16 protein-coding genes are annotated in these 17,286 nt (G+C 71.8%); 12 read left to right on the top strand and 4 right to left on the bottom strand.

The features are described from left to right. Window positions 1-4 precede the first annotated feature (4 nt). The 4 genes from glmS to tsaE are packed head-to-tail and all read left to right on the top strand — an operon-like array spanning window position 5 to window position 3,848. A complete protein-coding gene (glmS, locus tag ACQ86L_RS07730) occupies window positions 5-1,855 on the top strand; it encodes a glutamine--fructose-6-phosphate transaminase (isomerizing) (protein WP_434318367.1) in 1,851 nt (616 codons plus the stop codon). Window positions 1,856-1,861: 6 nt separating this feature from the next. Next, the gene (locus ACQ86L_RS07725) at window positions 1,862-2,218 is read left to right on the top strand and encodes a holo-ACP synthase (protein ID WP_434318366.1); all 357 of its coding nucleotides are present in this window, start codon (window positions 1,862-1,864) and stop codon (window positions 2,216-2,218) included. Continuing rightward, window positions 2,215-3,336, top strand: a complete 1,122-nt coding sequence (alr, locus tag ACQ86L_RS07720; protein WP_434318365.1) for an alanine racemase — start codon at window positions 2,215-2,217, stop codon at window positions 3,334-3,336. The genes ACQ86L_RS07725 and alr overlap by 4 nt, the downstream gene beginning before the upstream one ends. Window positions 3,337-3,380: 44 nt before the next feature. After that, a complete protein-coding gene (gene tsaE / locus ACQ86L_RS07715) occupies window positions 3,381-3,848 on the top strand; it encodes a tRNA (adenosine(37)-N6)-threonylcarbamoyltransferase complex ATPase subunit type 1 TsaE (RefSeq protein WP_434318861.1) in 468 nt (155 codons plus the stop codon). A gap of 75 nt (window positions 3,849-3,923) precedes the next feature. Here tsaE and ACQ86L_RS07710 read toward each other — a convergent pair whose 3' ends face one another. From ACQ86L_RS07710 to ACQ86L_RS07700, 3 genes are all read right to left on the bottom strand, one after another. Continuing rightward, complete coding sequence (locus tag ACQ86L_RS07710; protein WP_434318364.1) at window positions 3,924-5,417, bottom strand: carboxylesterase/lipase family protein; 1,494 nt, start codon at window positions 5,415-5,417, stop codon at window positions 3,924-3,926. Window positions 5,418-5,431: 14 nt separating this feature from the next. Then, window positions 5,432-6,688, bottom strand: a complete 1,257-nt coding sequence (locus ACQ86L_RS07705) for an MFS transporter (protein WP_434318363.1) — start codon at window positions 6,686-6,688, stop codon at window positions 5,432-5,434. A gap of 131 nt (window positions 6,689-6,819) precedes the next feature. After that, window positions 6,820-8,070: an ROK family protein gene (locus tag ACQ86L_RS07700; RefSeq protein ID WP_434318362.1), complete on the bottom strand. Its 1,251-nt coding sequence runs from the start codon at window positions 8,068-8,070 to the stop codon at window positions 6,820-6,822. A 68-nt stretch (window positions 8,071-8,138) separates the two neighbouring features. Here ACQ86L_RS07700 and tsaB point away from each other — a divergent pair, with 68 nt between their 5' ends. The 4 genes from tsaB to ACQ86L_RS07680 all read left to right on the top strand — a co-directional run bounded on the left by tsaB (window position 8,139) and on the right by ACQ86L_RS07680 (window position 11,117). Further along, window positions 8,139-8,759 carry a tRNA (adenosine(37)-N6)-threonylcarbamoyltransferase complex dimerization subunit type 1 TsaB gene (tsaB, locus tag ACQ86L_RS07695; RefSeq protein WP_434318361.1) on the top strand — a complete coding sequence of 207 codons (621 nt, stop codon included), beginning with the start codon at window positions 8,139-8,141 and terminating at the stop codon, window positions 8,757-8,759. A gap of 68 nt (window positions 8,760-8,827) precedes the next feature. Next, window positions 8,828-9,262, top strand: a complete 435-nt coding sequence (rimI, locus tag ACQ86L_RS07690) for a ribosomal protein S18-alanine N-acetyltransferase (protein ID WP_434318860.1) — start codon at window positions 8,828-8,830, stop codon at window positions 9,260-9,262. After that, the gene (gene tsaD / locus ACQ86L_RS07685) at window positions 9,259-10,353 is read left to right on the top strand and encodes a tRNA (adenosine(37)-N6)-threonylcarbamoyltransferase complex transferase subunit TsaD (RefSeq protein ID WP_434318360.1); all 1,095 of its coding nucleotides are present in this window, start codon (window positions 9,259-9,261) and stop codon (window positions 10,351-10,353) included. The genes rimI and tsaD overlap by 4 nt, the downstream gene beginning before the upstream one ends. A 104-nt stretch (window positions 10,354-10,457) precedes the next feature. Next, window positions 10,458-11,117, top strand: coding sequence for a DUF4190 domain-containing protein (locus ACQ86L_RS07680; protein WP_434318359.1), 660 nt, complete (start codon window positions 10,458-10,460; stop codon window positions 11,115-11,117). Between the two features lie 6 nt (window positions 11,118-11,123). Here the strand turns inward: ACQ86L_RS07680 and ACQ86L_RS07675 are convergent, their stop codons facing one another. Beyond that, window positions 11,124-12,311 carry a THUMP-like domain-containing protein gene (locus ACQ86L_RS07675; RefSeq protein ID WP_434318358.1) on the bottom strand — a complete coding sequence of 396 codons (1,188 nt, stop codon included), beginning with the start codon at window positions 12,309-12,311 and terminating at the stop codon, window positions 11,124-11,126. Between the two features lie 151 nt (window positions 12,312-12,462). On the opposite strand from ACQ86L_RS07675, the gene groES reads away from it, so the two are divergent. From groES to ACQ86L_RS07655, 4 genes are all read left to right on the top strand, one after another. Continuing rightward, the gene (groES, locus tag ACQ86L_RS07670; RefSeq protein WP_055894868.1) at window positions 12,463-12,759 is read left to right on the top strand and encodes a co-chaperone GroES; all 297 of its coding nucleotides are present in this window, start codon (window positions 12,463-12,465) and stop codon (window positions 12,757-12,759) included. 120 nt (window positions 12,760-12,879) lie between these two features. After that, window positions 12,880-13,815: an EamA family transporter RarD gene (gene rarD / locus ACQ86L_RS07665; RefSeq protein WP_434318357.1), complete on the top strand. Its 936-nt coding sequence runs from the start codon at window positions 12,880-12,882 to the stop codon at window positions 13,813-13,815. Window positions 13,816-13,968: 153 nt separating this feature from the next. Further along, window positions 13,969-15,471: an IMP dehydrogenase gene (gene guaB / locus ACQ86L_RS07660; protein WP_345834086.1), complete on the top strand. Its 1,503-nt coding sequence runs from the start codon at window positions 13,969-13,971 to the stop codon at window positions 15,469-15,471. Window positions 15,472-15,565: 94 nt separating this feature from the next. Continuing rightward, window positions 15,566-17,254, top strand: a complete 1,689-nt coding sequence (locus ACQ86L_RS07655; RefSeq protein WP_434318356.1) for an ABC-F family ATP-binding cassette domain-containing protein — start codon at window positions 15,566-15,568, stop codon at window positions 17,252-17,254. Window positions 17,255-17,286: the final 32 nt, after the last annotated feature.

Genomic DNA, 17,286 nt, shown 5'->3' with positions numbered 1-17,286 from the left:
GTGCATGTGTGGAATCGTTGGGTATGTCGGTACCGATAAGAGCCTGGAGGTGCTGCTCGGCGGTCTGAAGCGCCTCGAGTATCGCGGCTACGACTCGGCCGGCGTCGCGGTCATCGACCCCGACGGCCACCTCGGGACGGCCAAGAAGGCCGGCAAGCTGGCCGTGCTCGCCGACGACCTCAAGGCCAACCCGATCCCCAACGGCGGCACCGGCATCGGCCACACCCGATGGGCGACGCACGGCGGCCCGACCGACCGCAACGCTCACCCGCATCTGGGCGACGACGGCCGGCTCGCCGTCATCCACAACGGCATCATCGAGAACTTCGCGAGCCTCAAGGACGAGCTGCTCGCCGACGGCTTCGCGTTCGAGTCCGAGACCGACACCGAGGTCGCGGCGGTGCTGCTCGGCCGCGAGTACCGCGCCACCGGCGACCTGAGCGAGGCGTTCCAGCGTGTTGTCTCGCGGCTGGAGGGCGCGTTCACGCTGCTCGCACTGCACCAGGACCAGCCGCACGTCGTCGTCGGCGCCCGCCGCAACTCCCCGCTGGTGATCGGCCTCGGCGAGGGCGAGAACTTCCTGGGCTCCGACGTCGCGGCGTTCGTGGAGCACACCCGCCGCGCGCTCGCGATCGGCCAGGACCAGATCGTCACGATCACCCCCGACTCCGTCACCGTCACCGATTTCGCCGGCGCGCCGGTCGCGGTGGAGCCGTTCGAGGTCGCCTGGGACGCCTCCGCCGCCGAGAAGGGCGGCTGGTCGTCGTTCATGGCCAAGGAGATCGCCGAGGAGCCGGACGCCGTGGCGAACACGCTGCGCGGCCGCATCATCGACGGGACAGTGCACGTCCCCGAACTCGACGCGATCGGCGACGAGTTCCTGGAAGGCATCGACCGCATCACCATCGTCGCCTGCGGCACCGCCGCCTACGCCGGCCTGGTCGGCAGCTACGCGATCGAGAAGTGGGCGCGCGTCCCCGTCACGGTCGAGCTCAGCCACGAGTTCCGCTACCGCGAGCCGGTCCTCACCGCGGGCACGCTGGTCATCTCGATCAGCCAGTCCGGCGAGACGATGGACACGCTGATGGCGGTCAAGTACGCCCGCGAGGCCGGCGCCAAGGCGATCTCGGTCTGCAACACGCAGGGCGCGACCATCCCGCGCGAGTCCGACGCGGCGCTGTACACGCACGCCGGCCCGGAGGTCGCGGTCGCCTCGACCAAGGCGTTCGTCGCGCAGATCACCGCGCTCTACCTCTTCGGCCTCCACCTCGGCCGGGTGCGCGGCACTCTGTCCGCCGCCCAGCAGCGCGACGCGGTCGCCGAGCTCCAGGCCGTTCCGGAGAAGATCGCCACCGTGCTCGAAGCGCACGCGACCATCGCCCAGCTCGCGCACTGGATGTCGGACACCCGCTCGGTCCTGTTCCTCGGCCGTCATGTCGGCTACCCGATCGCGCTGGAGGGTGCGCTCAAGCTCAAGGAGCTCGCGTACATCCACGCCGAGGGGTTCGCCGCCGGCGAGCTCAAGCACGGCCCGATCGCGCTGATCGAGCCGGGCCAGCCCGTGTTCGTCGTGGTGCCGAGCCCGCGCTGGTCGGACGAGCTGCACAAGAAGGTCGTCTCCAACATCCAGGAGATCCGCGCCCGCGGCGCCCGCGTGATCGCGATCGCCGAGGCCGGGGACGCGGCGGTGCTGCCGTTCGCGGACGAGGTCATCCGCATCCCGCTCGCCGCGCCGCTGTTCGAGCCGCTGCTGTCGGTGGTCCCGCTGCAGATCTTCGCCATGGAGCTGTCAGCGGCCAAGGGCCTGGACGTGGACCAGCCGCGCAACCTGGCCAAGTCCGTCACCGTCGAGTAGGTCGCCGTGATCGCCGGCATCGGGATCGACGTCGTCGATCTGGCGCGCTTCGCCCGATCGCTGGAGCGCACCCCGAAGCTGCGCGAGCGCCTGTTCACGGAGGCCGAGCGCGGCCTGCCGGTGCACTCCCTCGCCGCGCGGTTCGCCGCCAAGGAGGCGCTGATCAAGGCGCTCGGCGGCTCGCAAGGCGTGCGCTGGCACGATATGGAGATCGTGCCGGACGAAGAGAGGAACCCGGGTTTCGTGCTGCACAACGTCGTCGGACGCCAGGTCGCCGAGCGCGGCATCGCGCACATCCACGTGTCGATGTCGCATGACGCCGGGATCGCCTCCGCGTTCGTGGTGCTGGAGCGCGACACGTGAGCGGCGGTTTCCGCGAGGCCGTCGTCGACCTGGATGCGGTGAGCGCGAACGTCGCACGCCTGCGGGAGATCGTGGGCACGCCCCATGTGCTGGCGGTCGTCAAGGCCAACGCCTACGGGCACGGAGCAGTCGAGTGCGCGCGGGCGGCCCTCGCCGGCGGTGCGGACTGGCTCGGCGTCGCTGACATTCCCGAGGGACTGCAGCTGCGGGAGGCCGGGATCGACGCCCCGGTGCTGGCGTGGCTGCACGATCCGGATGAGGACTTCGCGGCCGCTGTCGCCGCGGGCATCGACGTGGGCATCTCGTCCGCGGCCCAGCTGGAGGCGGCTGCGGCAGCCGGAACGGTCGAGACGCCGGCGTTCGTGCAGCTCAAGCTGGAGACCGGGCTCAGCCGCAACGGTGTCCCCGCCTCCGAGTGGGAGGCCGTCGTGGCCCGGGCGCACGAGCTCGAGCAGTCCGGGACGCTCGTGGTGCGCGGCCTGTTCAGCCACCTCTCGAACGCGTCGCCCGACGACGACCGGGCCGCCATCGCGGTGTTCCGGCGCGGGGTCGACCAGGCCGAGGCCGCGGGGCTGCGGCCGTCGCTGCGGCACATCGCGGCCAGCGCCGCCGCGCTCACCCTTCCCGAGTCGCGGTTCGACCTGGTCCGGTTCGGGTTGGCGATCTACGGGCTGAGCCCCTTCGGCCCCGAGTCGGCAGCCGAACTCGGGTTGCGACCGGCGATGACGCTGCGTGGCCGGGTGGCTGCGGTGCGCAGAGTGGCCGCCGGGACCGGTGTCTCCTACGACTACACGTACCGCACGGCGACCGAGACGACGCTGGTGCTCGTGCCGCTCGGGTACGCCGAGGGCATCCCGCGCCACGCGTCGGGCCGGGGACCGGTGTCGATCCACGGCCGCCGCTACCGGGTGTCCGGCCGGGTCGCGATGGACCAGTTCGTGGTCGACGTCGGCGACGCGGAGGTCGCGGTCGGCGACGAGGTCGTGCTGTTCGGCGACCCCGCGACCGGCGTGCCGACCGCGGACGACTGGGCGGAGGCGGCGGACACCATCAACTGGGAGATCGTCACCCGCGTCGGCGGGAGGGTGCGGCGCAGCTACCGAGGGGGAACGGCGTGACCGGGCGCATCCTCGTCTCGCGGACGGTGGACACCGCCGACGACATGCACGCCATCGGCCTGGAGCTGGCCGGGATGCTGGTCGCCGGCGACCTCGTGGTGCTGACCGGCCCGCTCGGCGCCGGCAAGACGACACTGACCCGCGGGATCGGCGAGGGTCTCGGCGTCCGCGGCCCGGTCACGAGCCCGACGTTCGTGCTGGCGCGCACGCACCCGAGCCTGGTCGACGGTGCGCCGCTGGTGCATGTCGACGCGTACCGGCTCGGCAGTGCGGTGGAGCTGGACGACCTCGACATCGACTTCGCCGGCTCGGTGGTGGTCGTGGAATGGGGCGGCGGGATGCTCGACGGCGTCGCGGAGTCGTGGCTCGAGGTCGACATCGTGCGGCCGACCGGTGGAGCCGGGGAGACGGACGACGACCTGGGCGCGGTGGATCTCGGCGACGTGGACCTGGACGCCGACGAGCCGCGCACGGTCACCGTGACGGGCTTCGGTCCTCGCTGGTCCGCCTGATCACAACGCCGAGGGGCACGGTGGAGGAGTGTGCCCGCGCCGGCGGCGTCGCCTCCGTCGGCGCGGGCGGTGACGTCAGCGCGCGCTCTGAAGCACGCCGACGTCGGCCAGGCCGTCCCCCACGGCCGTGGTCGGGATGTCGAACACCTGCACGTCGCGGTCCGGCAGCACGTAGGCCGGCCATCCCGGGTCGCCTGTGGCGATGAACCGCACCGCCGCCCCGTGCACGTCGTCGGCGAGGGAGGCCGGCGGCTGTTCCCCCGCGATGTAGCCCACCCGCTCGCTGTCGAGGCAGTCGAAGAAGAACGGTACGTCGAGGCAGTGCACGGCCGCGCCGAAGGTCGGCGACGTCCACGCGAACCGGTAGATCCAGGCGGGGGCGCCTGCCGCCGCGCGGGATTCCGCGATCTCGCGGGCGGGCGCCCGGAACATCGCGTCCGTCACGAACTGGCCGAGGGTTCCGGCGGTGTCGAGCCCTGGGTGGCCGGCGACATACGCGTCCGCCGCCTCCCCCGGGACGCCGACGGAGGCCAGCAGCGCGGCCGGGTCGGTCCCGGCCAGTGCGTCGCGCAGATCGGCGACCGCCATGTTGAACTCGTTGTCCGTCGCGCCGAGCACGAGGGCCTTGTCCGCCCCGACTCCGTCCGCGATCGCCGCGCCGATGGGCGCAGTCACGAGGTCGCCGTCCACGACCGGAGCCCAGCGCAGCGCCGACCCGGAGGCCAGAGCGCGCAGCGGAGCCATCGGGTCCGCAGGCGCCTCCGGCGAGGTGACCGCGTCCTCCTCGGCCTGCAGCGCCAGGATGCGCTCCTCGGTCAGCGTGGACAGCCCGGCCCGGGTGGGCTCGACTCCCGCGGCGGCGGCGAGGGTCCGACCGTAGCGCTCCGCGTCCTCCAGTGCGACGCTCGCCGTGGTCCCGGAGATCGAGTAGACCCGCTGGAACAGGCTCGCCGCGCGCGGCACCGTCAGCAGTGTGAGCACCGCGCCGCCGCCGGCCGACTGGCCCGCGATCGTGACCGACGACGGGTCGCCGCCGAAGGCCGCGATGTTGTCGCGCACCCACTCCAGCGCCAGGATCCAGTCGAGCACGCCGCGGTTCGCGGGCGCGTCCTCGATCCAGCCGAAGCCGTCGAAGCCGAGCCGGTACGAGACGCTGACCGTCACGATCCCGTCGCGGTTGAAGGCGGCGCCGTCATACCAGGGGCTGGCCGGCGATCCGGCGACGTAGCCGCCGCCGTGGATGTAGACCAAGACGGGCAGCCTCGCGTCGGCGTCGCCGGGGCGCGGCGTGAAGACGTCCACGTTGAGCGTCGACTCCCCGGGGTAGGACGGCTCGGGGATGAGGGTGATCTCTGCGAGCGCCTTGCGCTGCGGGGTCGCGCCGTGCTCGCCGGCGTCGAGCACGCCGTCCCACCGGCGGTGCGGGACCGGGGCGGCGAAGCGCAGGTCGCCCGCCGGCGGCTCGGCGAACGGGATGCCGAGGAAGGCGGCAGAGCCGTCGCGCCAGCGGCCGCGTACACGGCCCCCCGCGGTGGTGACCTCAGGTCGGTCGAGGGTGCTGTCTGTCACGGGGTTTCTCCTTCTCAGCGGACGGACTTGATGGGGATGAGGACGAGGGCGGCCAGCGCGACGCACACCATCGCGAACACGAACAGCGCCGGGTAGCCGCCGACCGCGCCGATCAGCACGGCCGCGATGGCGGGGCTGAGCGCCTGCGGGATGTTGGTGGCCACGTTGAGGATGCCGAGGTCTTTGGCGGCCGCGACGCCGCCGCCGGGCAGCACCTCGGTCATCAGGGCGGTGTCGCAGGCCATGTAGAGGCCGAAGCCGAAGCCGTTGATCGCCGACATCAGCAGCATCCCGGTGATCGTGGGCGTCAGCAGTGGCATCGCCAGCCCGACGATCATCAGCACGGACGCGAGGTAGATGAAGACCTTGCGGCGCCCGAGCTTGTCGCTCAGCCAGCCCGCGAGGGCGACCGAGACGACGGTGGTGGCGAGCGACGCGAGGCTGATCACGCCGATCTGGGCGTTCGCCTGCTTCAGCGACATCCCGATGTAGTCGGTCAGGATGAAGAGCTGGTAGCTGAAAGCGACGAAGTAGCCGAGGATGAACAGGAACCGCGCCGCGAAGGCCCAGGCGAAGTCGGGGTGCTTGCGCGGGTTGATCCAGAAGCCGGCGAAGAACGCCCTCCAGCGGAAGGGCGGCAGCTCGATGCCCGTGCTGGAGTAGTCGCGGTTGAGCAGCACGAAGCCGAGCGTGACCAGGAGCACGACGATCCCGAACGCCGAGTAGGCGACGCCCACATTCGCGGCGAGCATGCCCGCCACGATGACGCCGACGGTGACGCCGGCCATCGTGCCGATCCCGACCATCGCGGAGGCGACACCACGGCGGCTGCGCGGGAAGCGGTCGGGCGTGATCGCGCTGAGCGGTCCCTGCATCGCGTTCAGGGCCACCTGGATGACGACCCAGAAGACCGTGATCCAGAGGATGGACTGCAGCGAGCCGAGCCCGATCAGGAACGCGGCGGCGACCGCGGTGCCGATCACCATCCACGGCGCGCGCCGGCCCATCCGGGAGCGGGTGCGGTCGCTGAACGCGCCGACGATCGGCTGCGCGAACAGGGTGAACACGAAGGAGGTCGTGGTCACGATCGCGAGGTTGGCCACCTTGTGCGCCGGGTCGATGGTCGCGACCTGGTTGGGCAGCAGCACGCTGACCAGGCCGGAGTAGGTCGCGAAGAGCACCAGGGAGGTGATCGCGAGCGAGGGGAGCAGGCCGCGGCGGGCGAGCGGGCTGACGGTGCCCGCGGTGTCCACCGCGTCGGTGTCGGTCACCGCGGCTTGGGCTGCGGAGAGGGGCGCTGGTTCGGGGGAGCTCGATGACATCGTCGTCACGGTCGGTCCTTTCGAGGGTGTGATTACCCGCGTAAGCATGACGCATCCGCGCGATTAATTCAAGCGTCGAATCAAATCGTGGGGGAGGGCGCCGGACTGGGGGTCAACGCGAGGGGGTCGTCGAGGAGGGCGTCGCGGGCGACGCGCGCGGCGCCGAGCAGGGCCGCATCCTCGCCCAACCGCCCGGGGACCACGGCGATCGCCGCCGTCGCCGCGATCGCCGGCCCGTCCTGCGCGAACGCGTCGGCGATGGACTCCGCCAGCTCGCTCCAGTACCCGCCCAGCACGACGACCTCCGGGTCGACGGTCATCGCCACGATGCGGAGCGCGTGCGCGATCCACGGAAGTGCGGCCTCCCACGCGGCGCTCGCCCGGGCCTCCCCGCCCTGGATGCGGGCGACCAGCTCGCGCAGCGCCTCCGTCAGCCCGCGCTCGGCGACCTCGGCGGTGAGTCCGGCCTCGGCCAGCACCACGTCCGGCCCTGCGACGGTGACGAGGCAGCCGCGCTGACCGCACAGACAACGAACACCGTGTGGATCGACCGAGATGTGGCCGAACGCGCCCGCGAAGCCGTGCGCGCCGGCGACGAGCGCACCCTCCGCGACGACCGCGCCGCCGATTCCCGAGTTGCTCTTGGCGTAGACCAGGTCGCGGATTGCCGAGCCGGCGGCCTCCAGCTCCGCGAGCTCGGCCAGCGCGGCGACTGTGCCGTCGCTCGCCAGCGTGGCGGGCGGCAGCTCCGGGACCCGTCGCCGGAGCTCACCGAGCACGTCGACCTCGCCCCACTCGAGGTCGGTGTCGGCCACCACCACGGGAGGCGTGCCGCCGATCGGGGCGAACACCACCACGGTCAGGTCCACTACCCGCCGTCCGAGTCCGGCGGCCGCGTCGAGCGTGCGGGCCAGCACGCGGGCGAGCACGTCGAGCACCCGCCCGGGGTCGCCCATCGGCCGGCCGTGGTGCTCGGACGCCCGGAACAGCGCGCGGCCGTCCACCGCGGTGAGGACGGCGGTCGCCTGGTCGGCGTCGAGCTGGAGGACGAGGAGGGCGACGTGGTCGGCCGCCAGGCGCAGCAGAGTGAGCGGGCGGCCACGGGAGGCGGACCCGTGCGGCGCGGCCTCCGGCTCCTCCGACTCGCGCACGACCCCGGCCTCCACCAGCGCGGCGACGAGCGCGGTCACGGAGCCGCGGGCGAGCCCGGTGGCGTCGGCGAGCTGGCTGCGTGACTGCGGGCCCCGATGTGCGAGCCGGTGCGCGACGAGCGCCAGGTTGTGGCGGCGCACGTCGGCCGAGACCAGGGAGCCGGACGGGGAGGACGCCATGCCGACAGCTTCGCACACGGGCGACCGGACGAGTCCGCAGCGGCCCGCATCCCGCCTAGGCTGGAGGCATGCTCCTCGCCATCGACACCTCCGCGGGCACGAGTGTCGCCGTGGTCGACCGTGACGGCGGCATCCTCGCCGAAGTGACGGAGCCGGACACTATGCGGCACGCCGAGGTGATCGGCGACCTCATCGCCGCGGCGCTCGACGCCTCCGGCACGCGCCCGGACGCGCTGTCCGGCGTCGTGGCGGGGATGGGTCCCGGTCCGTTCACCGGCCTGCGGGTCGGCATCGCGGCCGCGACCGCCTTCGCGTTCGGCGCCGGACGCCCGCTCGTCCCCGTCGTCAGCCACGACGCGGTGGCGTACGAGCGCTATCTCGCCGGCCACGCGGGTCCGCTCCTGGTCGTGACCGACGCGCGCCGCCGCGAACGCTACTGGACGGCGTTCTCGGGCGTGGACGAGCACGGCCTTCCGGTCCGCGTCGACGGCCCCGGCCTGGACAAGCCGGACGCGCTGCCGCATCCCGACCTGCCCCGCGAAGAAGCCGCCACCGTCTCCGCCGGACTGCTCGGGATGATCGCCGAGCTGCGCTTCGCCGCGGGACTCCCGTTCGATCGCAACGAGCCGCTGTACCTGCGCTCGCCGGATGTCACGCTCTCGGCCGGCCCGAAGCGGGTGAGCGCGTGAGCGAGCCGAGGCCCAGCGCGCCATCGTGGCAGCTCCGCCGCGCCACCGAGGCGGACGTCGACGCGATCATGGTGCTGGAGCGCGCGACTTTCGTCACGGACGCCTGGTCGGAGCAGTCGATGCGCTCCGAGGTGACCGGAGCCCACGGGTACTACCTGGTCGCCGTCGGGCTGGACGACCCGGACCGCATCGACGGCTACGCCGGCCTGCTCGCCCCGCGCGGCGCGGGCGAGGGCGACATCCAGACCATCGCCGTGGCGCCGCGCGCGCGGCGCCACGGCCTCGGGCGCGCCCTCATGCTCGCCCTCATCGGGGAGGCGCGGAACCGCGGCGCCCGGGAGGTGTTCCTGGAAGTGCGCGCCGACAACCCGGGCGCCCAGACCCTCTACCGCACGCTCGGCTTCGAGGAGATCGGCGTGCGCCCGCGCTACTACCAGCCGGACGGGGTGGACGCGATCGTGATGCGCCTGACCGTCCCGACCCCGGAGACTACGATCGCATGAACGACGCTCAGCACGGATCGCACGGCGAGGGGCCGCTCGTCCTCGGCATCGAGACCTCCTGCGACGAGACCGGCGTCGGAATCGTGCGCGGCACGACGCTGCTCTCCAACACGATCGCCTCCTCGATGGAGGAGCACGCCCGGTACGGCGGCGTCGTCCCGGAGGTCGCGGCGCGCGCCCACCTGGAGGCGCTCACCCCGACGCTGCGCACCGCCGTCGCCGACGCCGGGATCGAGCTCGCCGACGTCGACGCCATCGCCGTGACGAGCGGGCCGGGGCTGTCCGGTGCGCTCATGGTAGGGGTCGGCGCCGCGAAGGCGCTCGCCCTGTCGCTCGGCAAGCCGCTGTACGCCGTCAACCACCTGGTCGGGCACGTCGGGGCGGACGTCCTGGACGCGGCGGGAGGCCCGGGCCACCCGGTCGAGGTGCCGACCGTCGCGCTGCTGGTCTCCGGCGGCCACACCTCGCTCCTGCTCGTGCGCGACCTGGTCTCCGACGTGGAGCTGCTGGGCGAGACGATCGACGACGCTGCGGGCGAGGCGTTCGACAAGGTGGCCCGCGTGCTCGGCCTCCCGTATCCCGGCGGCCCGCAGATCGACCGCGTCGCCGCGGACGGCGACCCGCGCGCCATCCGGTTCCCGCGCGGGCTGACCAAGCCGAAGGACCTGGAGCGGCACCGCTACGACTTCTCCTTCTCCGGCCTGAAGACCGCAGTCGCGCGCTGGGTCGAGCAGCGCCAGGACGCCGGCGAGGAGGTGCCGGTCGCCGATGTCGCCGCCTCGTTCCGGGAGGCCGTGGCGGATGTGCTGATCACCAAGGCGATCGCCGCGTGTCTCGACCACGACGTCCCGCGTCTGCTGCTCGGCGGCGGCGTCGTCGCGAACGCGCGGGTACGTCAGCTCGCGGTGCAGCGGGCGGCCGAGGCGGGGGTGGCCCTGCGGATCCCGGCCCTCTCGCTGTGCACCGACAACGGCGCGATGATCGCGGCGCTCGGCGCGCAGCTGATCATGGCCGGCCGTGCGCCGAGCCGGCTGGATTTCGGCGCGGACTCCACGCTTCCCGTCACGGACATCCAGGTCGCGGAGGTCTGAGCCGGCCGGGAGATGTGCATGCGTTGACACGCTGTCCGCCCACTGAGACGATGGATTCAGTACAGACATTTCTCAGGAACTCACCAGAGAAGGAGATGGGCAGCATGTCCGATCCGAACACCCCCTCCGGCGCCCCGGAGCCCGAAGGGACGGACGGCAGCACGCCGGCCCAGCCGGTTCCGCCGTCCTCCGACATCCCGCCCGCGGCGGCGCCCGACGGCGTCCCGCCGACGCCTCCGGTCGCACCTCCCGCGCCTCCCGCGCAGCCGGCCGCTCCCGGGTACGGCGCGCCGCAGCAGCCGTACGGGCAGCAGCCCTATGGACAGCAGCCGCAGCAGCCGTATGGTCAGCAGCCGTACGGCCAGCAGCCGCAGCAGCCCTATGGTCAGCAGCCGTACGGCCAGCAGCCCTACGGTCAGCAGCCCGGCCAGCCCGGTTACGGTCAGCCCGCCTACGGCCAGCCCGCGCCCGGTTACGCGCAGCCCTACGCGACGGCGCCCGCGACCAAGTCGCCGATCCTCAGCATCCTGTCGCTCGTCGGCGGCATCGCGGGCATCGTCCTGAACCTCGCGTTCGGGATCGGCGCGGTTTTCGGCGTCGCCGCCATCGTCCTCGGCTTCATCGGCCGCACCAGGGAGCCGCAGGCCAAGGGATTCTGGCTCACCGGGATCATCCTGGGATTCGTGTCGGTCGCCATCGCGATCATCTTCTGGATCTTCTGGGGGATCTTCCTGGCCAGCCTCTCGAACACGTACCGGTACTGACCGGGTTCAGAGGCGCTCGGCGAGCAACGCCGTGTGACGTCCTGCGACCCTGGTCAGGATCAGGGTCGCAGGACGGTCGCCCGAAAGCTTGAGGCGCGTCCGGAGCGCGGCGGGGTCGACGTCCACGCCGCGCTTCTTGATCTCCAGCGTGCCGATCCCGCGTGAGCGCAGCGCCTTCTTGAGGTCCTTCTCGGCGAACGGCAGGGTCTCCAGGATGCGGAAGCCCGCCGCGAACGGCGTCGGCACCGGCTCGTCGGCCGTGATGTAGGCGATGCCGTCGCCGAGCATCCGTCCGTCGATCCGCCGGGCGAGGTCCCCGATCAGGCGCGCGCGGATGACCGCGCCGTCCGGCTCGTAGAGGTACTCGCCGAGCTCGCCGGTCTCGGCGTCCTCGCTGTCGGCCTCGGCCGTGAGCTCGTTCGCCTCGTCGCCGCGCAGCACCAGGGCCGCGCGCCGGATGCCCGTGCGGGCGAGCGCGCCGAACCAGAGCCCGAGCTCGACCACCTGCCCGTCGGCGGACACCCACTGGGCCTCCGCGGTCGACGGGATGAGGTCGCGGTCGAAGCCGGGGCCGAGCTTCAGCCCGACCGAGCGGCCGGTCGCGAGCTCGTACGCGAAGCCGAGCGACGGCGTGTAGTCGTCGGGATCGGTCAGCCGGTCGGTGTCCGTGTGGCCGGCCGTGCGCCGGGCCGGGTCGAGGAAGACGCCGTCGATCTCCCGGAGGCTGACATCCTCGGCGCGCCGGTGCTCGACCGTCGCGGACGGGAACGGCGCGAGGTTGAAGGCGGCGATCGCGGCCGTGACCTCGTCGGCGTCGACCGCCAGAACCTCCAGCTCCAGCGCGGCGAGGGCGAGCGCGTCGCCGCCGATGCCGCAGCCGAGGTCCGCGACGCGGGTCAGTCCGGCCGCCCGGAACCGGCCGGCGTGGCGTGCCGCGACCGACAGGCGCGTCGCCTGCTCCAGCCCCGCCTCGGTGAAGAGCATCCGGGAGGCGAACTCGCCGAACTTGCCGACCGCCTTCTTGCGCAGCTTCGCCTGCGTCAGCACCGCCGCCACCAGTCCGGGGGAGTGGCCCTGCTTGCGGAGGTCGGTGACCATCGCGAGCACGTCCTTCTCGGACCGGTACGGGGGCAGCGAGTCGAGCAGTCGGAGGCCTTCGGGGCTCAGCAGCTCGACGAGTTCGGACCGGTCCATGTGGACCACGCTACCTTCTGGCACTCACGTTGCGGGACTGCTAACGCACCCCCTAGACTCGTGTTAGCACTCTCCGTGCGAGTTTGCTAACGCAAGCCGCGCAACGCATTGAGTTCGCAAAGACTGAGTTCACCAAAGAAAGAGGTCAACCGTGTCGGTCTCCATCAAGCCGCTCGAAGATCGCATCGTCATCAAGCAGGTCGAGGCTGAGCAGACCACTGCCTCCGGTCTGGTCATCCCCGACACCGCCAAGGAGAAGCCCCAGGAGGGCGAGGTCGTCGCCGTCGGACCGGGCCGTATCGACGACAATGGCAACCGCGTTCCGCTCGACGTCGCCGTCGGCGACAAGGTGATCTACTCCAAGTACGGGGGCACCGAGGTCAAGTTCGGCGGCGAGGACTACCTGGTCCTTTCGGCTCGCGACGTCCTCGCGGTCGTCGTTCGCTGACGCACCTTCTTTCGGCCGAGGCCCGGGCGCTGCTGCGCCCGGGCCTTCGTCGTCCCCGCGGGCTGCGTAAGGCCTCCACCGGGTCGGTCCCTGTCCCCGGTTCGGAGTAGTGTCGTGGGAGTGCCGCAGCCCCTCTCCGAACACCGCAGGTCCGGCCTGACCTACGCGATCTCCGCCTACGTCCTCTGGGGAATCCTCCCCATCTACTTCCTGGCGCTCGCGCCGACCACCGCCTGGGAGATCGTCGCCTGGCGGGTGCTCTTCTCGCTGGTGTTCTGCGCGATCGCGCTCACCGTGACGCGCGCCTGGCGCACGTTCGGCGCCCTGTTGAAGGACCGCAGGGTCCTGTTCACGATGGGCCTCGCCGGCGCGCTCATCTACGTCAACTGGCAGACCTATGTGCTGGCCACGGTCAGCGGGCACGTCGTGGAGGCCGCCCTCGGCTACTTCATCAACCCGATCGTGACGGTGTTCCTCGGTGTGATCGTCCAGCGCGAGCGCCTCCGGGTCGCCCAGTGGGTGGCGGTCGGCGTCAGCGTGATCGCCGTGGTCGTGCTCGCGGTCGGTTACGGGCAGGTCCCGTGGATCGCGCTCATCCTGGCGTTCTCGTTCGGCTTCTACGGCCTCATCAAGAAGCGCGTCGGCGGCCGGGTCGACGCTGTCTCCGGGCTGACGCTGGAGACCATGTGGCTGACCCCGGTCGCGATCGTGCAGCTCGTGGTCGTGAGCCTCACGGTCGGCCTGACGATCGGCAGCGACGGCCCCTGGCACTCGGTACTGCTCGTCGGCGCGGGCGTGATCACCGCCGTGCCGCTGCTGTTCTTCGCCGCGGCCTCCCGGCGCCTGCCGCTGGTCTACATGGGCTTCATCCAGTACTTCGCGCCGTTCATCCAGTTCGTCGTCGGCGTCGCAGTGCTGAACGAGGCGATGCCGCCTGAGCGCTGGATCGGCTTCGCGATCGTCTGGCTCGCCCTCGCCATCCTCAGCGTCGACATGATCGTGGCGGCCCGGCAGGGGAAGAAGCAGGCCGAGCTCGATCTCGCGACGGTGGAGTAGGGCGCTATCTCATAATGACCGGCGCGACTTTTATGAGCTAAGGCCTTAGCTCATAAAAAGAGGCGCCGTGACGCTCCCCGCCGCGGAATAACCGCCCAGCTTGTGCCGTTACGATGAGACATCCACAACTCGCGCGACCTTGATAGGGGTGAAATGGACCAGGCGGATCCGTTCGGATTCATCGGTTTGACCTACGACGACGTCATGCTCCTTCCCGGGCACACCGACGTCATCCCGAGTGAGGCGGACACCTCGACTCGCCTGACCAAGCGGATCAGCATGGCGACCCCGCTCCTCTCCAGCGCCATGGACACCGTGACCGAGTCGCGCATGGCCGTCGCCATGGCCCGGCACGGCGGCATCGGCATCATCCACCGCAACCTGTCCATCGAGGATCAGGCCACCAACGTCGACAAGGTGAAGCGTTCCGAGTCGGGCATGATCACCAACCCGGTGACCACCACCCCGGACGCCACCGTCGAGGAGGTCGACCTCCTCTGCGGGCAGTTCCGCGTCTCCGGGCTCCCGGTGGTAGAGGGCGACGGCAAGCTCGTCGGCATCATCACCAACCGCGACATGCGCTTCGTCTCCCCGTTCGAGCGGTCCACCACCCTCGTGCGCGACGTGATGACCCGCATGCCGCTGATCACCGCGCCGGTCGGCATCGACCCGGACTCCGCGGTCGCCATCTTCGCCGAGCACAAGATCGAGAAGCTCCCGCTCGTGGACGCCGACGGCCGGCTCCGCGGGCTCATCACCGTCAAGGACTTCGACAAGAGCGAGAAGTACCCGTTCGCCACCAAGGACGACGAGGGCCGCCTCCGCGTCGGCGCCGCGATCGGCTTCTTCGGCGACGCCTGGGACCGCGCGATGACGCTGGTCGACGCGGGCGTGGACGTCATCGTCGTGGACACCGCCAACGGCGACTCCGCGGGTGTGCTCGACATCATCCACCGGCTCAAGCACGAGCCGCGCGCCTCGCACGTGGATGTCATCGGCGGCAACGTCGCGACCCGCTCCGGCGCGCAGGCGCTCATCGACGCGGGTGCGGACGCCATCAAGGTCGGCGTCGGGCCGGGCTCGATCTGCACCACCCGCGTCGTCGCCGGCGTCGGCGTGCCGCAGGTGACCGCGGTCTACGAGGCCTCGCTGGCCGCGCGTGCGGCGGACGTCCCGCTCATCGCCGACGGCGGCCTCCAGTACTCGGGCGACATCGCCAAGGCGCTGGTCGCGGGCGCCGAGAGCGTGATGCTCGGCTCGCTGCTGGCCGGCACCGCCGAGTCGCCCGGCGACCTGGTGTTCGTCAACGGCAAGCAGTTCAAGAACTACCGTGGCATGGGGTCGCTCGGCGCCCTCCAGACCCGCGGCAAGAAGACCTCGTATTCGCGCGACCGCTACTTCCAGGCCGACGTCCCGAGCGACGAGCAGCTCATCGCCGAGGGCATCGAGGGCCAGGTCCCGTACCGCGGCCCGCTGTCCGCGGTGGCGTACCAGCTCGTCGGCGGCCTCCGCCAGTCGATGTTCTACGTCGGCGCCCGCACCATCCCGGAGCTGAAGGAGCGCGGCCGGTTCGTCCGCATCACCGCCGCCGGGCTCAAGGAGTCGCACCCGCACGACATCCAGATGGTCGTGGAGGCGCCCAACTACCGCCGCTGATCCGCTGTCGTTTCGAAACCGCCGCCCACCTTCTCGTGGGCGGCGGTTTCGTCTAGGCTGGAAGGCTTTGTCCACAGCACGACAGGAACCAGCCATGGGTCACATCGACGTCTCCGGCGTCTCGTACACACTCGCCGACGGCCGCCCGCTCCTGGATGACGTGTCGTTCCGGGTCGGGGACGGCAGCGTCTCCGCGCTGATCGGCGCGAACGGCGCGGGCAAGTCGACGCTGCTGCGGATCATCCGCGGCGAGCTGCGGCCGGACAGCGGCGGCGTCGTGATCGACGGCGGCCTCGGCGTGATGGACCAGTTCGTCGGCCACGTCCGCGACGACCGGACCGTGCGCGACCTCCTCGTGCTCGTCGCGCCCGCCGCCGTCCGCCGGGCGTCGGAGGCACTCGCCGCCGCCGAGGAGGCGATCATCGAGCGCGACGAGACGGACACCCAGCTCCGCTACGCGACCGCGCTCACCGAGTACGCGGACGCCGGCGGCTACGACCAGGAGGTCGTCTGGGACCACTGCACCGTCGCCGCCCTCGGCCTCCCGTTCGAGCGCGCCCAGTACCGCAGCGTACGGAGCCTGTCCGGCGGCGAGCAGAAGCGGCTGGTCCTGGAGGCGCTGCTGCGCGGTCCGGAGCAGGTGCTGCTGCTGGACGAGCCGGACAACTACCTCGACGTCCCCGCCAAGCGCTGGCTGGAGGAGCAGCTCCGCTCGACGCCGAAGACCGTGCTCCTGGTCTCCCACGACCGCGAGCTGCTGGCGCGCGCCGCCGACCGGATCGTCACCCTGGAGCTCGGCGGCGCGGGCAACACCGCCTGGACACACGGCGGCGGGTTCGATGGCTACCACGCCGCCCGCGAGGAGCGGATGGCGCGGCTGGAGGAGCTGCGCCGGCGCTGGGACGAGGAGCACGCCAAGCTGAAGGCCCTGGTGCTGCGCTTCAAGGAGAAGGCGAAGTACAACAGCGACCTCGCCTCGGCCTACCAGGCCGCCCAGACCCGGCTCGCCAAGTTCGAGCAGGCCGGGCCGCCGCAGGAGCGCCCGCGCGAGCAGAACGTCCGGATGCGCCTGACCGGCTCCCGCACGGGGCGACGGGTGATCGAGTGCGACGGCCTGGAGCTGACCGGTCTGATGCGTCCGTTCGACCTGGAGGTCTGGTTCGGCGAGCGCATCGCCGTCCTCGGCTCGAACGGGTCGGGCAAGTCGCACTTCCTGCGTCTCCTCGCCGCCGGAGGGAGCGATCCCGACCCGTCGGCCGGTCACCTCGCCTCCGCAGAGGTGGCGGGTGCGCCGGTGCCGCATTCCGGCGTCGCGAAGCTCGGCGCCCGGGTGGCTCCCGGCCTGTTCGCCCAGGCGCACGAGCATCCCGAGCTGGTGGGGCGGACCCTCCTGGACATCCTGCACCGCGGCGACGACCGCCGCGCGGGCATGCCTCGGGAGGCCGCCAGCCGCGTCCTCGACCGCTACGGCCTCGCCGCGTCGGCCGAGCAGACGTTCGAGTCGCTGTCGGGAGGTCAGCAGGCGCGCCTCCAGATCCTGCTGCTGGAGCTGTCGGGCGCGACGCTCCTGCTGCTCGACGAGCCGACGGACAACCTGGACCTGGTGTCGGCGGAGGCCCTGGAGGACGGGCTCGCGGGATACGAGGGGACCGTCGTCGCGGTGACGCACGACCGGTGGTTCGCGCGCGGGTTCGACCGGTACCTCGTGTTCGGGGCGGACGGGAACGTGTACGAGGCGGGGGAGCCGGTATGGGATGAGAAGCGGGTGGAGCGGGTGCGGTGAGGGTGCGCCCCCTCGGCGGGAGGAGGAGGGGG

Origin of the sequence: Leifsonia sp. P73 (assembly GCF_051059105.1) — a bacterium.
In the GTDB taxonomy this organism is placed as follows: Bacteria; Actinomycetota; Actinomycetes; order Actinomycetales; family Microbacteriaceae; genus Leifsonia.
The sequence above is the reverse complement of the archived record's forward strand: the minus strand, read 5'-3'. Positions and strand labels throughout refer to the sequence as shown.

Coding starts and splice junctions, on each gene's coding strand:
- ACQ86L_RS07680 (WP_434318359.1), top strand. CDS start 10,458: ATGTCCGATCCGAACACCCCCTCCGGCGCCCCGGAGCCCGAAGGGACG.
- guaB (WP_345834086.1), top strand. CDS start 13,969: ATGGACCAGGCGGATCCGTTCGGATTCATCGGTTTGACCTACGACGAC.
- ACQ86L_RS07655 (WP_434318356.1), top strand. CDS start 15,566: ATGGGTCACATCGACGTCTCCGGCGTCTCGTACACACTCGCCGACGGC.
- ACQ86L_RS07675 (WP_434318358.1), bottom strand. CDS start 12,311: ATGGACCGGTCCGAACTCGTCGAGCTGCTGAGCCCCGAAGGCCTCCGA.
- ACQ86L_RS07700 (WP_434318362.1), bottom strand. CDS start 8,070: ATGGCGTCCTCCCCGTCCGGCTCCCTGGTCTCGGCCGACGTGCGCCGC.
- tsaD (WP_434318360.1), top strand. CDS start 9,259: ATGAACGACGCTCAGCACGGATCGCACGGCGAGGGGCCGCTCGTCCTC.
- glmS (WP_434318367.1), top strand. CDS start 5: ATGTGTGGAATCGTTGGGTATGTCGGTACCGATAAGAGCCTGGAGGTG.
- rimI (WP_434318860.1), top strand. CDS start 8,828: ATGGTGCTGGAGCGCGCGACTTTCGTCACGGACGCCTGGTCGGAGCAG.
- tsaB (WP_434318361.1), top strand. CDS start 8,139: ATGCTCCTCGCCATCGACACCTCCGCGGGCACGAGTGTCGCCGTGGTC.
- tsaE (WP_434318861.1), top strand. CDS start 3,381: ATGCACGCCATCGGCCTGGAGCTGGCCGGGATGCTGGTCGCCGGCGAC.